General features: G+C 54.4%; 1 protein-coding gene. It reads left to right on the top strand.

The genetic code is table 11. The features are described 5' to 3' along the window. The coding region (locus tag DU29_RS01000000130790) for a PAAR domain-containing protein (RefSeq protein WP_177326996.1) at positions 1 to 496 on the top strand (496 nt) is incomplete at both ends.

Below are 496 nucleotides of genomic sequence, written 5' to 3'. Positions count from 1 at the left end.
CAACATCAACTTTATGGGCTCAGCCCGGGTTGGCGATACCTGTGGGTGTGGTGCAGTCATCACTACAGGCTTTCCTTCCATTCAGGTAAATGGCCGTCCCATGGCCCATTTAGGGAGCCCAACCAGTCACGGCGGGACAATCATCACTGGCTCAGGAGATGTCGGGGGTGGTTTTGTCATGGGGGACGCTGGTGGCGCAACGATCATCAACTTCATGGCGCTGGGAGCATTCCGGCCTGATGGCTCTGTGGACGACGAGAAGATGGCGACCCTGTTGGCCGACCCGAATCTCAAGGAAAAAGCCTTAGCGGCGAACGCGTTGGTTGATCCTAAGGCAGCCGGTAAAGAGACTGAAGAGAAAGCTGAGGAGCAATCGGGACCTGCCGTCTGCAAAGACCCTGACATGATGGAAGAACTGGCTGGATATATTGCCAGCGAGATGAATACCAACATCCACCATCCATCAGTCTTGAAAATGAAGGGGCTATTGAGCTAC

This window comes from Pseudomonas sp. Ant30-3 (genome assembly GCF_000690905.1).
In the GTDB taxonomy this organism is placed as follows: Bacteria; Pseudomonadota; Gammaproteobacteria; order Pseudomonadales; family Pseudomonadaceae; genus Aquipseudomonas.
Note: the sequence above shows the minus strand (reverse complement) of the source record. Positions and strands in the feature narration are given on the sequence as shown.